The following is a 13,369-nucleotide window of genomic DNA, read 5'->3' on the forward strand; positions in this document are numbered from 1 at the left end:
TCCACCCCCGTGGGTGCGGACCCCGCCCGATCGGGCTCGTGACGCGGACCGGCGCCCGCCCGGAGCCCGGTCCGCGCGGCTCATCCGGCGTTCTTGCGGTAGGCGCGCACGGCCAGCGGGAAGAAGACCACGACCACGGCGGCCATCCAGGCGAAGGCGCCGAACAGCGGGTCGGCGACCGGCCCGCCGCCCAGCAGGCCGCGCACCGCGTCCGCCACCAGCGAGACCGGGTTGACGTCGGACCAGGCGCGCAGCCATCCGGCCATGCCGTCCCGGGGCACGAAGACGCTGCTGGCGAAGGTGAGCGGCAGGATCAGGACGGTCATCAGGCCCTGCACGGACCCCGGGTTCTTGATCAGCATGCCGAGGTAGACCGAGATCCAGGAGAAGCTGAGCGCGAAGCCGATGAGCAGGGCGAGCGCGGCCAGCACGGCGACCGGGCCGGTCTGCACGCGGTAGCCCATGACCAGGGCGAGGACGGCCACGGTGGCCAGGCACAGGACGTACCGGACGACATCGGCCAGGACGGCGCCGATCAGGGGGCTGGAGCGGGCGATCGGCATGCTGCGGAACCGGTCGAAGATCCCGGTGCTGGCGTCCGCGCAGAGCGAGGCGCCGATGCCGATGCTCGCCTGGAAGACGGCCATGACCATGACGCCGGGGACCACGAGCCGCAGGTAGCGATCGGTGTCACCGCCGGACATGGCGTCCCCGAAGAGGTAGACGAACATCAGCAGGCTGATGATCGGGGTGAGGACCACGTCGACCAGCTGGATCGGCGACTTCAGGAACTTGGTGACGCCGCGACCGGCGAGCGCGAGGCTGTGCCGGACGGTCTGCGCGGCTCCGATCCGGCTCGGGGCGGCGGCGTCGGCGCCGCGCGGGCGGGTGGGGAGGGGCTGGGCGCTGAGGGACTGGGTGCTCATGAACGGGTGACCTCTCGGGAGAGTCTGCGCGGGACGTCGGGGCTGGGGCTCAGGCGGCCGCGGCGGGCCGGTCGGTGGCGGGCCGGTTGGCGGTGACGGTGGGCGCGTGTCCGGTCAGCGCCAGGAAGACCTCGTCGAGGCTGGGCAGGCGCAGGCCGAGTTCGTCGGCGGTGATGCCGGCGCCGTCCAGGCGGCGGGCGACCGCGGCGACGACCAGCGGGTCGTCGGCGGGCACGGTGAGCACGCCCGAGTCCTGCGCGGGGGTGTGTCCGGTCAGCTCGGTGAGCATCCCCGCGACCGGCCCCAGATCGGCGGGCAGGCTCGGCCGGACCTGGAGGATCTGCCCGCCGACGCGGCGCTTGAGTTCGCCGGGGCGGCCTTCGGCGACCTTGCGGCCCTGGTCGAAGACGGTGATGGAGTCGGCGAGCTGGTCGGCCTCCTCCAGGTACTGCGTGGTGAGCAGCACCGTGGAACCGTCGGCGACCAACTGGCGCACCACGTCCCAGACCTCCTGTCGGGCGTGCGGGTCCAGGCCGGTGGTGGGCTCGTCCAGGAAGAGCACCCGGGGCCGACCGACCAGGGAGGCGGCCAGGTCGAGGCGCCGCCGCATGCCGCCGGAGAAGGTGGCGATCGGCTTGCGGGCCGCCCCGGTCAGGGAGAACTTCTCCAGCAGCTCCGCGCCGCGCGCCTTCGCGTCCCGCCGGGACAGGCCGAGCAACCGCCCGATGAGCACCAGGTTCTCCTCGCCGGAGAGGGTCTCGTCGACGGAGGCGTACTGCCCGGTGAGGCCGATCAACTGCCGCACCCGTACCGGGTCCTTGAGGATGTCGTGCCCGCCGATGCTGGCGTGCCCGGCGTCGGGGCGGGCCAGGGTGGCGAGGATGCGCACCGTGGTGGTCTTGCCCGCGCCGTTGGGTCCCAGGACGCCGACGACCTTGCCCGCGGGAACCTCCAGGTCGACGCCGTCCAGGGCGGTGAAGTCCCCGTACTTCTTGACCAGTCCTTCGGCCCGGATCGCGTATCCCATGCTCAACAACTCCTCGTCGGGTCATCGCCGTTCTCGATGACCCGGACGATGCCGCCCCTCGCTGACAGCCCCCGGACAGCCCGCTGACAGCGCCCGCCACCCGCTGTCAGGCGGGCGCGGGCGCTGTCGGGCGAGGTCAGGGGGCGGGTGAGGGCCGGGCGGGGCCGGGCGACCCGGGCGGGGTCAGGCCGCGGTCGCGGCGCGTGCGCGGTCCGGGGTCTCCTGGTGCGCGACGCGGCGGCGCCGGGTCGGCAGGCCCAGGGTCGGGTTGGCGACGCTCCAGGCCGCGCCCTTGCAGACCATCTCCTTGTAGCGGGCGGCCGTGCGGCCGGTCAGGGCCCGCTCCACCGCGCGGTCGTCGGCGGTGACGAACTGGATCAGCCCGTTCGTCCGGCCGAGGGAGACGCACTGCTGCGTGTAGCGGATCCCGATGCCGGGGACCTCCGCGCCGGTGAGGCGGGCGGCGAGGGCGTCGGCGGCCTGCCAGGCCATCGGGATGCCCGAGGCGCAGGACATGCGCAGAGGCTTGTCGCCGGGGCCCATCGCCATCGCCGCGTCGCCCACGGCGTAGACGTCCGGGTGGGAGACCGAGCGCATCGTGGAGTCGACGACGATCTGCCCGTTGTCGGTGTGTTCCAGGGTGGTGGCCCGGGCGATCGGGTGGACCGCGAATCCGGTGGTCCAGACGGTGACGTCGGCGGGGACGGTCCGGCCGTCCCCGGTCGTGACGCGGTCGGCCTCCACGGCCTCGACCGAGGCGTGCTCGTGGACCGTGACGCCGAGTCCGTCCAGCACCCGGCGCACGTGTGCGCGCCCCTTCTCCGAGAGCCAGTCGCCGAGGACGCCGCGGGCGGCGAGGTGGACGTCGAGGTCCGGGCGGGCCTCGGCGAACTCGGTCGCCGCCTCCAGCCCGGTCAGTCCGCCGCCGACCACGGTCACGGACCCGCCCGCCGCCAGGGCGGCCAGCCGCTCGCGCAGCCGGTGGGCGCCCGGACGGCTGGAGACCTCGTGGGCGTGCTCGGCGGCGCCGCGGACGCCCCCGTCGTGCCAGCCGCTGCCGAGGGCGTAGACGAGGGTGTCGTACGCCAGCTCGGTCCGCGGCCCGGTCTGCGGCCGGTCCCCCCGGTCGCCGGTCGGGGCGGGGGCGAGCGTCACCGTCTTGGCGTCCGCGTCCACGGCGGTGACCCGCGCGAGCCGCAGTTTCACTCCGGTGCCCGCGAACATCTCCTCGAACGGCCGGGGCCGCAGCTCCTGGCCGGCCGCGAGCTGGTGCAGCCGGACGCGCTCGACGAAGTCGGGCTCGGGGTTGACGAGGGTGATGTGGACGTCCGCGCGGTGCAGTCGCTTGGCGAGACGACCGGCTACGACGGCACCGGTGTAGCCGGCTCCGAGGACGACGATGCGGTGCTCCATGTCCGTGCTCCTGTCTGGGCGGGTCCGCCGTTGTCCGGCGTGGCTCCGCACCTTGAACCGGACAGCCCCGCGATTCCTGACAGGCGCCGCACGTGACCTGGGTCACATGCGGCGCGGAGGGGTCAGAGCGTCAGGAGCGGGGGCTCCGCGTGGCCCGCGGCGGCCCACCGGGCGCCCGCGCGGACGAGCTTGTCGGGGTTGACCTGGCTGCGGATCGCGACGATCCCCTCGGGAGTGACCTCCAGGCAGACGACCCCGATGAGCCGCCCGTCGACGAGGGCGATCACGGCGGGCCCGCCGTTGGCGGTGGTGGCGTAGACCTCGGGGATGCCGCCGGCGATGGCCCGCTTGGCCTTGCCGGGCTTGAACAGGCCGCGCATGAAGGTCGCGACCGCGAGCGCGCCCTCGAAGGCCTTCGCGCGGGCCGGCACCTTGCCGCCGCCGTCGCCGACCGCGACGGCGTTCTGGGTGAGCAGCTGGACGAGCGGCTCGGTGCGACCGCTGGTCGCCGCGGCCAGGAACTCCTCGACGATGCGCAGGGCGGCGGCCTCGTCGATCTCGGTGCGCACCTTGCCGTCGGCGACGTGCTTCTTGGCCCGGTGGTAGGTCTGCTGGCTGGCGGACTCGGTGATGTCCAGGATCTCGGCGACCTCCCGGTGCGGGTAGTCGAAGGCCTCCCGCAGGACGTACACCGCCCGCTCGCTCGGCGACAGGCGCTCCAACAGGACCAGCACGGCGTACGAGACGGACTCCCGCTGCTCGGCGGTGTCGGCCGGGCCGAGCATCGGGTCCCCGCTGAGCAGCGGTTCGGGCAGCCACTGCCCCACGTAGGTCTCGCGTCGGGCGCGGGCCGAAGTCAGCTGGTTGAGGCAGTAGTTGGTGAGGACCTTCGTCAGCCAGGCCTCCGGCACCTCGATCCGCCCGATGTCGGCGGCCTGCCAGCGCAGGAACGTCTCCTGGACGGCGTCCTCCGCCTCGCCGGCCGACCCGAGCATCCGGTAGGCGATGGCCTCCAATCGGGGCCTGGCGGCCTCGAACCGGTCCACGTCAGTCGCGATCAGTGCCATGCCCGCGATCGTAGGCCCCCTCGCGGCGCGGCGGCAGTGCGGGCACCGCTCTATGGCAGGTCCGCGGGGCGCGGCGGGCCGTGGGACGTGCCCGGTCGGAACCGGAAGAGGTCGAGGTGCTCGCGCAGGAAGGCCTCCAGGGTCCGGGGCGGTCGGCCGAGGACGCGCGCGACCGCGCCGTCGGGGGCTTCGGGGTGGGTGGTGGCCATGTGCTGGATCTCGACGACGTGGGAGGCGAGCCAGTCGGGCATCCGGGCGGTGGTGGTGAGGTGGCGGTGCAGCTCCGGGCCGGGCAGGTCGACGTAGCGCACGGGGCGGTCCAGCAGGCCGGTGAGCAGGTCGGTGAGCTGGGTGTGGCGGTAGGTCCGGTCGCCGGTGAGGGTGTAGGCGTGCCCGGCGATCTCGGGGCGGGTCAGCGCGGCCGCCGCCACGTCGGCGATGTCGCGGCAGTCGATGTAGTTGCAGGCCGCGTCCGCCGTGGCGCCGGCGACGACGCCGCCCGCGGCGACCCCGGGGGCGAGCAGGAGCAGCTTCTGCATGAACGCGTACGGGCGCAGCACGGTGTGGCGCATCCCCGATTCCCGCAGGGCCGCCTCGATGGCGTGGTGCCCGCGGGCCACCGCCACGGGCGAGTCGGGGCCGTCGGCGCCGGGGGCGGAGACCTTGACGACGTGCTCGATCCCGCTCGCCGCGGCCGCGGCGATGGCGTCGGTCTCCAGGGCCACCTGGGCGGGGCCGTTGGCCATGGTGAGGAAGAGCTGGCTGGCGCCGTGGAACGCGGCCCGCAGCGAGGCGGGGTCGGCGGCGTCGGCGGCCACGACCTGTGTCCGGGACGGGTCGGCGTCGCGTCCGGCGCGGGCGAGTGCGGCGCGGAGCCGTCCGGGGTCGCGGCTCAGTGCCCGGGTGGGTTCTCCGAGTGCGGTGAGGCGGTGCAGGAGTGCGCTCCCGGTGGCTCCGGTGGCTCCCATGACGACGATCATGCGGTGTCCTTCCTGGTCTGCGCGATCTGCGCGATCTGCGGGGTCTGCGTGGTCTGCGGGGCTTTCGTGGCCGATGCGGGTCGGGCTCCGTACCAGCGCCAGGTGGTGATGGCGGCGGCGAGCGCGGCGGACAGCGGCAGGTCCAGCCGCAGGCGTCCGGGCCACGCCGAGCCCGACGGGAACGGCGCGGGCCACGCGTCCAGGCCCCGGACGGCGAGGTGTGCGGCCGCGGCCCCGAGGGCCGCCCCGACCAGCCCGGCCCCCAGCGCCCGGAGGGCCTTCGACGGGGCGGCGGCCCGGGGGGCGCGGACGCCGCGGCGCCGGAGCCGGATCCCGGCGAGGGCGGCGACGAGCGCCGAGGTGCCCGCGATGGAGGTGAGGGCGGCGACGGTCAGGTCGGACCGGCCCGTGAGCAGCCCCCCGGCCCCGGCGCTCAGGGCGGGGGCGACGTAGGCGATCAGGACGTCGGGCCAGAGGGCGGGCGTGGTGGTGGCGGACGTGGCGGTGGCGGACGTAAGGCTTCTTCGATCCCTCATAATTAGGTGCCTAACTATATGGATGTGCGAACCTGCGAACCTGCGGACCTGCGCGTCCGCAGGGACGTGTGAAGGGACGTGCGAAGGGACGTGCGAAGGGGTGCGGGCCGGGCCGGAGCCCGGCCCGGGCTACTGGGCGGTCAGGGCGCCGATGCCCCGGGTGATCCGGGAGAGCAGGTCGAGGAAGACGGTCCGCTCCTCGATGCTCAGGTCGGCCACCATCGCCTGGAGCCGGCGGAAGTGGTCCGGGGCCAGGTCGCGCAGCTTCTGCGCGCCGCGCGCGGTCAGTACGACCACCGCGCCGCGGCCGTCCTCGGCGGACGGGCGCCGCAGGGCGAGCCCGTCCTTCTCCAGGGAGTCGACGAGTCCGCTGACCGTCGCGCGGGAGACGCCGAGGCTGGCGGCCAGGAGCGAGGGCGACTTCTCGCCCTCGCTGTCCTCCAGGTCCGCGAGGAGCCGGTAGCGACCGGTGGACAGCCCGAACCGGGAGAAGTGCGCCTCGCTGGCCTGGCCGAGCCGGGCGCCGGCCGCCATGAGGCGTACGGCGACCAGCACGGCCTGGGGGTCGGAATCGAGGCCGTAGTGCTGGATCTGGCGCCGGGCCTGATCCAGTGTCGGGATCTCCTCGGCCGGGTCCCTCTGTGCGTCCATAGGAGTAATATGGAGCCTAACTATCACCTCTGTCAAGGAGGGTTACGGGCCCACCGGCCGCGTCCTGACCAGATGCTCGGCCTGTTCGGCCTGCTCCGACAGCTCGGTGCGGCGGGCTTGTTCGGTGGAGCTCTCGATCTCCTTGCGCAGGGCGCGCTCGGTGCGCAGCACCGTCGCCCGCGGAACCGGCACCCGCTGTCCGGGCCGTTCGGTGAAGGGCCGCAGTTCTCCGGCGAGCGAGTGGGCGTCCTCGGACGTCCCGCGACGCAGGGAGAGGAACACCCGGGAGAGCCAGTCGGCCGGGATCTGCACCATGGAATCAGTCATATAGGTGCAACGACGGCATCGCGCGACCGTGACGGAGAACCGCCCGTCTGGCCATACGTCCCCCGGCCTAGGCCGACCACTCCACGAGCGGGGGCGACACCCGGGCGCAGAGCGGCAGCCCCTTGCCGTCGGTGAGCCCGAGGCGGGCGCGCAGCACCCCGGAGGCGAGCGCGGCCCCGACGGTGTCCGGCGGGACGTCGCCGAGCATCAGCTTGGCCCGGCGGAACATCGTGAAGCCTCCGGCCGCGTCCACCGTGCCCCAGGTCAGGTAGACGAACCGCTCGGCGGGCCGCCCCTGCACGTACGGCCCCGTGATGTCGACGGCGCCGGATCCGGTGGGGGTCGCGGTGCACTCCAACACCCACGTGGCCGACGGGGCGTCGCCGGGCTGCGGATCGAGCGGGTCGTCCGCACGCCCGCGCCGTTGGACGGCGACGTGCACGCCGTCGTGGCCGGGAAAGCCGGGCCCGGCGGCGAGGTCGCGCCCCGGCAGATCAGTGGCGTCGATCCGGATCAGCATGGCCCCATCATCCCGCGAAGCCCGGCGAGCCCGGCGGAGCCCGGCGGGGCGCGGGCGTGCGGGCGATGGCGTCAGGGCTTTCGGATGCTGTCGATGATGCGGGTCCAGTTGTCGCCCCCGTGTCCGTTCTCGATCGCGCGCCGGTAGTGGGCCTGGACGGCCAGGGGGAGCGCGAGGTCGAGGCCGAGCGAGGTGCTGGTTTCGACGATGTGGTCGGACGTCGCGCCCATCATGGTGACCGTGCTGAGGGCGCCGGGGTGCTCTCCGGCGTCCAGGGCGGCGCCGGGAGCCGCTTCACCGGCCCTGAGCATGGCGCCGATCGAGTCGGTGAAGGAGAGCAGCTCCGGCAGCGTCCGCGCCGCCGGCATCCCCGCGGTGCCCAGCATCGCGGTGGCGTGCATCAACGCGGACAAGGTGCTGAGGAAGACGGTGAGTTGGGCCTGGTACATCATCTGGGCGAGGCCGGGATCCTCGCCCAGGTGGTTCGGCGAGCCGAGCAGCGCCAAGGTCGCCCGATGGCTCTCCAGCACCTCGGCGGGGCCGCTGTAGTAGACGAAGCCCGCCTCCGTGCCGACCATCGGCGCCGGGACCATGACCCCACCGGTGAGGAAGGCGGCCCCGTGGCCCGCGGCCCAGGACGCCGCCGCGCGCGTCCGGTCGGGGGTGTCGGAGCTCAGGTTGACCAGTGTCCGCCCGGCGAGCGACGCCGCGGCGCCGTCGAGGACGTCGTACATCGCCGGGTAGTCCGTGAGGCTGAGGAGCACGAGGTCGCTCGCCCCGACCGCCTCGCCCGGTGTCGCCGCGAGCACCGCCCCCTCGGCGACGACGCCGTCGGCCCGGCCGGCGGTGCGGTTCCAGACGGTGACCGGGTGGCCGGCGGCGAGGAGGGCGCGGGTCATGGCCCGGCCCATGGGGCCGAGTCCGATCACGGTGACGGCGCTCTTCTGCCGCGTGTCGTCGTGCTGTTGGTGTCGTTGCTGCTGCTCGTGTTGCCGCTGCTGTTCGTTCACTCCCCCATGCTCGAAGAGCGCGACTACGCTCGGAAGTACCCACTAATTACTTCGGTACTTACCTTTCAGTAAGGGGATCAGCGGTGGCCAAGGCACCGAGGCGCGGGCCGTACATCTGCGGCATCGACGCCGCGCTCGACGTGGTGAGCGGCAAGTGGAAGGGGCTGATCCTCTGGGAACTCGACGCCCACTCCGTACGCCGCTTCGCCCAGCTCCGCCGCGGTCTGCCCGGCGTGAGCGAGAAGATGCTGACGCAGCACCTGCGCGAGATGGAAGAGGACGGCCTGGTGCACCGGAAGGTCTATGCCGAGGTGCCGCCACGGGTGGAGTACTCCCTGACCGAGCACGGGCACACCCTCAACCGGGCGCTCGGACCGCTCGGCGCCTGGGGGGCCGACCGGGTGCGCCGCGAAGGCACCGAGGTGACCGACGTGACCGACGTGACCGAGGCGGTCGAGGCGGCCGAGGTCGCCCCGCACGGGTAGGCACCCGACCGTGCGGGTCCCGCTGGCGGCTCCTCCCGGGGGAGTACGGGAGGGCCCGGGACGCCCGGGGGAGTACGGGCGATCTCCTGCGCCGGTGTGAGGGAACGGCCCGTCGGGGGCGGGACGCTGGAGCCAACCGGGCGGGCCATCGGGGCCACCGGGCCGAGTCCAGGTGGGGGCCCGAGATGGGGCATACAGAGCGAACACAGCGGTACCGCAGGGCGATTCCGTGGGGCGTCCTGGTGCTGTGGGTGATCGCGCTCGCCGTCGCCGGGCCGTTCGCGGGCACGCTCGGCGACGCCCAGCGCGACGGGACGGCGGACTATCTGCCGTCGGGAGCCGACTCGACACAGGTGGCCCGGCTCCAGGAGAAGCTGCCCGGCGGCGAGGTGACCGGCCTCCTGCTCGTCTACCACCGCGACGGCGGGCTGACCGCCGCCGACCGGGCCGCCGCCGAACGGCAGGTCGAGGAGGTCACGGTCCCGGCGGGGACGACGGCCGCGCGGCCCGCCGGGGCCCCCGTGGCGCTCGCCGGGTCGAAGGATCCCCGGGACTTCGGCGCGGTCCCGCGCGGACCCGGCGTTCCGTCCGCGGACGGCGCCACGCTGATGTACGCGCTGTCCACGACCGCGCCCGGCACGGACGACGCGGCGAAGAAGGCCTTCGTCGAGGCCGTGCGGGAGCACGTGCGCGGGAGTGGCGGGCTGAGCGCGGCGGTCGGCGGCGAAGGCGCCGCGGAAGTCGACGCCAAGGAGGTGTTCGGCTCCATCGACGGGACGCTGATGCTGGCGACCGGCCTGGTCGTGGCCCTGCTCCTCGTCCTCACCTACCGCAGCCCGGTCCTCTGGCTGGTGCCGCTGCTGGTGGTCGGGGCGGGCGCGGTCTGCGCGCGGGCCGTCGTCTACGGGCTCGCCTCGGGCTTCGGGCTCACCGTGACCAGCCAGAGCGCCGGGATCATGACGGTCCTGGTCTTCGGCGCGGGCACCGACTACGCGCTGCTGCTCGTCGCCCGCTACCGCGACGAACTGCGCCGCACCCCCCGGCCGCGCGACGCCATGCGCACCGCGCTGCGCGGGTGCGGGCCGGCGGTGCTGGCCTCCTGCGGAACGGTCGTGGCGGGGCTGGCCTGCCTGCTCGCCGCGGACCTCAACAACCTCCGCGGCCTCGGCCCGGTGGGCGCGGTGGGCGTCCTGTGCGCGCTGGTCGCGATGTTGACGCTGTTGCCGGCGCTCCTGGTGCTGCTCGGGCGGCGGGTGTTCTGGCCGCTGATCCCCGCGTACGGCAGCGCACCCGCGCGGCGCGGACCGGGCGTCTTCGCCGCGATGGGGAGTTCGGCGGGCAAGCGGCCCGGCGCCGTGCTCGTGACGGGAATCGTGCTGCTCGGCGCGCTGGCGCTCGGTGCGTTCAACCTGCCCGGGGCGCTCAAGAAGGAGGACGGTTTCACCGACAAGCCCGAGTCGATCACCGCCATGGGCACGCTGGCCGAGGCCTTCCCGGACCGCAGCAGCCGACCCGTCGAGGTCATGGCGCCCACCGGAGCGGCAGACCGGATCCTCGCCGGGGCGAGGTCCGTCGAAGGCGTCGCGAGCGCGGCGAAGGGCCGCGAAGGCGGCGGCTGGACCGAGATCGCCGTCACCACCGGGGCCCCGCCGGGGTCCGCGGGGGAGAGCGCCGCCATCGACCGGCTGCGGGCCGAACTCGACGGCGCGCACGTGGGCGGCGCGAGCGCCCAGCAGATCGACCTGGCCGCGGCCAACGCCCGCGACCGCCTGGTCGTCATCCCCCTCGTCCTCGCCTCGGTGCTGCTCGTCCTCGTCCTGCTGCTGCGCAGCCTCGTCGCCCCGCTGCTCCTGGTCACCGCCGTCGTGCTGGTGTGGGGGGCGGCGCTGGGGATCGGCGGCCTGCTCTTCGGCCCGGTGTTCGGATTCACCGGCGTCGACCCGGGGCTGCCCCTGCTGACCTTCGTCTTCCTGGTCGCCCTCGGCGTCGACTACGGCATCTTCCTGATGCACCGCACCCGCGAGGAGACCCGGGCCGGGGCCGATCCGGGGCAGGCCGCGCTGACCGCGCTGCGCACCACCGGCGCGGTGATCGCCTCGGCCGGCATCGTCCTGGCGGCGACCTTCGCGGTGCTCGCCTCGCTGCCGCTGGTGATGTTCGTGGAGCTGGGCACGGTGGTCGCGGTCGGGGTGGTCCTGGACACCTTCCTCGTCCGCACGTACCTGGTGACCAGCGCCAGTGTGCTGCTCGGCCGCGCGATGTGGTGGCCGGGCCGGTCCCCCGGCGCCCCGGTCCCCGGTGCGGGACCCGCGCTGGAACTGGTCGGCGACCGATGACGAGGGCGAGGATGTCCGGGTGGCAGAAGTGAGCGACCCCCCGAGCGCGGCCGAGCGCGTCCTGCGCGCCCTGCACCAGGACCCCCTGTCGGCCGCGCACCCCACGCGGAACGACGCGGTGATCGCGGCCGGTGTCGCCCTGCTCTGCGGGGCCGTCGCGTACGCCGACACCGCGCTGCGACCGGACGCGCTCGGGTGGGCCCTGCTCGGCTGCTCCGCCCTGCTCCTGGTGTGGCGGCGGCGCCGTCCGCTCGGGGTGGTGGTCGCGGCCGTCGCCTGCGTCGCCGCGTACCAACTGCTCGGCAACGCCCACGCCGCCCCCGTACCGGTCGCGATGGTCGCCCTGTACACCGTGGCCGCCACCGGTACGGTCCGCCGGACGGTGGCGGTCGGCGTGTGCGTCGTGGGCTTCGCGGTGAGCGCCATGTCGGCCAACGGCGTGCACCACGTCCTGGACGTGCTGCGCACCTCCGGCTGGTTGGTGGCGGCCCTCGTGCTCGGCGTCGCCGTCCGCAACTACCGCACGTACCTCGCCGAGGAGAGCACCCGGGCCGAACAGGCCAACGACCGCAAGATCGCGGAGGAGCGCCTGCGGATCGCGCGCGACCTGCACGACCTGCTGGCCCACAGCATCACGCTGATCGGTGTCCGCACCTCGGTCGCCGCCCACGTCCTGGCCGTGGATCCGGACCGGCTCGACCGGGCGGCGATCGCCGAGGCGCTGGAGTCCATCGCCGACACCTGCCGCGAGGCCCGTACGGAGCTCCGCACCACCTTGACCGTCCTGCGCGCCGACGAGCGCGGGCCGCTGCCGGACCTGGCGGGGCTGCCCGATCTGGTCCGTACGGCCGCGGCGGAACTGATCCTGGACACCGACGGGGTCCACGTCCCGCCGACCGTGGGGGCCGCCGCCTACCGCATCGTCCAGGAGTCGCTGACCAACGCGGTCCGCCACGCGGGGCCGGGCGCCACCGTCCGGGTCCGTGTGACGGCGGCGGACGGCGCCCTGCGGCTCACCGTCGGCGACGACGGCCGGGGCCCGGGAGCGGGGTCCACCACGCCCGGCTTCGGCATCGTCGGCATGGGCGAGCGGGCCCGTAGCGTGGGCGGCACCGTCCGGACGGGCCCCCGCCGCGGCGGCGGCTTCGAAGTGGCGGCGAGCCTGCCGCTCCCACCCCGCGCCCCGGAGGCGTCCGCATGACCACACCGCCGGACGCTCGGGACCGCGCCATCCGGGTGCTGCTCGCCGACGACCAGACGCTCGTCCGCGCGGCCTTCGCGATGCTCGTCGAATCGGCACCCGACATGGCGGTCGTCGGACAGGCCGGCAACGGGCGCGAGGCCGTGGAACTGGCCCGCACCGAGCGGGCCGACGTCGTCGTGATGGACATCCGGATGCCGGGCACCGACGGCATCGAGGCGACGCGGCTGATCGCCTCCGACGAGGACCTGGCCGGGGTGAAGGTCCTGGTCCTCACGACGTACGACACCGACGAGAACGTGGTCGAGGCGCTGCGGTCCGGGGCCGCCGGCTTCCTCGTGAAGGACACCCGGCCGGCCGAACTCCTGGCCGCCATCCGCACGGTCGCCGGTGGCGAGGCGCTCCTTTCACCGGGCCCGACGGCCCGGCTGATCGCCCGGGTCCTGCGCGCCCCGGGTCCCGCGCCGACCCCCGCCGCCCTCGACCCGCTCTCCGACCGGGAGCGGGAGGTCCTCACCCTCGTGGCCAGGGGCCTCAACAACATGGAGATCGCCGACGCGCTGGCCCTGAGCCCCCTCACCGCGAAGACCCATGTGAGCCGGATCATGGGGAAGTTGGGGATCCGCGACCGGGCGCAGCTCGTGATCGTGGCCTACGAATCGGGCCTCGTGGTGGCGGGCGACCACGCGCCGTGAGCCCGTCCTGCCCGGCCGAGCGGGTGGCGGCGCCGACGGCCCGGTCGGTGGCGGTGCCGGGGCCCGCTCACCTCAGGCCGAGGCCGGCGGGTCGGACGACTCGGCGGCGCGGCGGTATTCGGCGTTGATGCGCTGGGCCTCTTCGAGCTGGTCCTCGAGGATGATGATGCGGCAGGCGGCCTCGATGGGGGTGCC

The 13,369-nt window shown here is 74.4% G+C and carries 14 protein-coding genes and 1 pseudogene; 4 read left to right on the plus strand and 11 right to left on the minus strand.

Translation table 11 applies throughout. The annotated features are described in order from the left end of the window. Positions 1 to 80: 80 nt before the first annotated feature. From ACFWAR_RS26975 to ACFWAR_RS27020, 10 genes are all read right to left on the minus strand, one after another. Positions 81 to 926 carry an ABC transporter permease gene (locus ACFWAR_RS26975; protein ID WP_385782160.1) on the minus strand — a complete coding sequence of 282 codons (846 nt, stop codon included), beginning with the start codon at positions 924 to 926 and terminating at the stop codon, positions 81 to 83. A gap of 49 nt (positions 927 to 975) precedes the next feature. Further along, the gene (locus tag ACFWAR_RS26980; RefSeq protein WP_385782163.1) at positions 976 to 1,953 is read right to left on the minus strand and encodes an ATP-binding cassette domain-containing protein; all 978 of its coding nucleotides are present in this window, start codon (positions 1,951 to 1,953) and stop codon (positions 976 to 978) included. A 183-nt stretch (positions 1,954 to 2,136) separates the two neighbouring features. Beyond that, a complete protein-coding gene (locus tag ACFWAR_RS26985; RefSeq protein ID WP_385782166.1) occupies positions 2,137 to 3,366 on the minus strand; it encodes an NAD(P)/FAD-dependent oxidoreductase in 1,230 nt (409 codons plus the stop codon). 122 nt (positions 3,367 to 3,488) lie between these two features. Further along, entirely contained in the window at positions 3,489 to 4,433 is a 945-nt protein-coding gene (sigJ, locus tag ACFWAR_RS26990; RefSeq protein ID WP_385782169.1) for an RNA polymerase sigma factor SigJ, read from the minus strand. A gap of 50 nt (positions 4,434 to 4,483) precedes the next feature. Continuing rightward, a complete protein-coding gene (locus ACFWAR_RS26995) occupies positions 4,484 to 5,413 on the minus strand; it encodes an NmrA family NAD(P)-binding protein (RefSeq protein ID WP_385782172.1) in 930 nt (309 codons plus the stop codon). After that, entirely contained in the window at positions 5,410 to 5,949 is a 540-nt protein-coding gene (locus tag ACFWAR_RS27000) for a hypothetical protein (protein ID WP_385782175.1), read from the minus strand. Before ACFWAR_RS27000 ends, ACFWAR_RS26995 begins: the two co-directional genes overlap by 4 nt. A 129-nt stretch (positions 5,950 to 6,078) precedes the next feature. Next, the gene (locus ACFWAR_RS27005) at positions 6,079 to 6,600 is read right to left on the minus strand and encodes a MarR family winged helix-turn-helix transcriptional regulator (RefSeq protein WP_385782178.1); all 522 of its coding nucleotides are present in this window, start codon (positions 6,598 to 6,600) and stop codon (positions 6,079 to 6,081) included. 42 nt (positions 6,601 to 6,642) lie between these two features. After that, positions 6,643 to 6,915: a hypothetical protein gene (locus ACFWAR_RS27010; RefSeq protein ID WP_385782181.1), complete on the minus strand. Its 273-nt coding sequence runs from the start codon at positions 6,913 to 6,915 to the stop codon at positions 6,643 to 6,645. Between the two features lie 79 nt (positions 6,916 to 6,994). Continuing rightward, on the minus strand, positions 6,995 to 7,447 hold the full coding sequence (locus tag ACFWAR_RS27015) for a DUF5990 family protein (RefSeq protein WP_385782184.1): 453 nt from the start codon (positions 7,445 to 7,447) through the stop codon (positions 6,995 to 6,997). Positions 7,448 to 7,518: 71 nt separating this feature from the next. Continuing rightward, entirely contained in the window at positions 7,519 to 8,457 is a 939-nt protein-coding gene (locus ACFWAR_RS27020) for an NAD(P)-dependent oxidoreductase (protein ID WP_385782187.1), read from the minus strand. An 83-nt stretch (positions 8,458 to 8,540) separates the two neighbouring features. Here ACFWAR_RS27020 and ACFWAR_RS27025 point away from each other — a divergent pair, with 83 nt between their 5' ends. From ACFWAR_RS27025 to ACFWAR_RS27040, 4 genes are all read left to right on the plus strand, one after another. Further along, positions 8,541 to 8,942 (plus strand): winged helix-turn-helix transcriptional regulator, encoded by a 402-nt coding sequence (locus ACFWAR_RS27025; protein ID WP_385782190.1) that lies wholly within the window; start codon positions 8,541 to 8,543, stop codon positions 8,940 to 8,942. Between the two features lie 185 nt (positions 8,943 to 9,127). Next, positions 9,128 to 11,278 carry an MMPL family transporter gene (locus ACFWAR_RS27030; RefSeq protein ID WP_385782193.1) on the plus strand — a complete coding sequence of 717 codons (2,151 nt, stop codon included), beginning with the start codon at positions 9,128 to 9,130 and terminating at the stop codon, positions 11,276 to 11,278. A gap of 19 nt (positions 11,279 to 11,297) precedes the next feature. Beyond that, the gene (locus ACFWAR_RS27035; protein ID WP_385782197.1) at positions 11,298 to 12,479 is read left to right on the plus strand and encodes a sensor histidine kinase; all 1,182 of its coding nucleotides are present in this window, start codon (positions 11,298 to 11,300) and stop codon (positions 12,477 to 12,479) included. Next, complete coding sequence (locus ACFWAR_RS27040) at positions 12,476 to 13,174, plus strand: response regulator (RefSeq protein WP_385782200.1); 699 nt, start codon at positions 12,476 to 12,478, stop codon at positions 13,172 to 13,174. The genes ACFWAR_RS27035 and ACFWAR_RS27040 overlap by 4 nt, the downstream gene beginning before the upstream one ends. A gap of 72 nt (positions 13,175 to 13,246) precedes the next feature. Here ACFWAR_RS27040 and ACFWAR_RS27045 read toward each other — a convergent pair. Then, positions 13,247 to 13,369, minus strand: a pseudogene (locus ACFWAR_RS27045) (MerR family transcriptional regulator); the annotation flags it as partial.

This window comes from Streptomyces sp. NPDC059917, from assembly GCF_042730635.1.
Lineage (GTDB): Bacteria > Actinomycetota > Actinomycetes > Streptomycetales > Streptomycetaceae > Streptomyces.

Bases quoted from the DNA above. Each gene is read 5' to 3' on its own strand.
- ACFWAR_RS27000 (WP_385782175.1), bottom strand. From the start codon at position 5,949: ATGAGGGATCGAAGAAGCCTTACGTCCGCCACCGCCACGTCCGCCACC.
- ACFWAR_RS27010 (WP_385782181.1), bottom strand. From the start codon at position 6,915: ATGGTGCAGATCCCGGCCGACTGGCTCTCCCGGGTGTTCCTCTCCCTG.
- ACFWAR_RS27015 (WP_385782184.1), bottom strand. From the start codon at position 7,447: ATGCTGATCCGGATCGACGCCACTGATCTGCCGGGGCGCGACCTCGCC.
- ACFWAR_RS27030 (WP_385782193.1), top strand. From the start codon at position 9,128: ATGGGGCATACAGAGCGAACACAGCGGTACCGCAGGGCGATTCCGTGG.
- ACFWAR_RS27040 (WP_385782200.1), top strand. From the start codon at position 12,476: ATGACCACACCGCCGGACGCTCGGGACCGCGCCATCCGGGTGCTGCTC.
- ACFWAR_RS26985 (WP_385782166.1), bottom strand. From the start codon at position 3,366: ATGGAGCACCGCATCGTCGTCCTCGGAGCCGGCTACACCGGTGCCGTC.
- ACFWAR_RS26975 (WP_385782160.1), bottom strand. From the start codon at position 926: ATGAGCACCCAGTCCCTCAGCGCCCAGCCCCTCCCCACCCGCCCGCGC.
- ACFWAR_RS26980 (WP_385782163.1), bottom strand. From the start codon at position 1,953: ATGGGATACGCGATCCGGGCCGAAGGACTGGTCAAGAAGTACGGGGAC.
- ACFWAR_RS27005 (WP_385782178.1), bottom strand. From the start codon at position 6,600: ATGGACGCACAGAGGGACCCGGCCGAGGAGATCCCGACACTGGATCAG.
- ACFWAR_RS26995 (WP_385782172.1), bottom strand. From the start codon at position 5,413: ATGATCGTCGTCATGGGAGCCACCGGAGCCACCGGGAGCGCACTCCTG.
- sigJ (WP_385782169.1), bottom strand. From the start codon at position 4,433: ATGGCACTGATCGCGACTGACGTGGACCGGTTCGAGGCCGCCAGGCCC.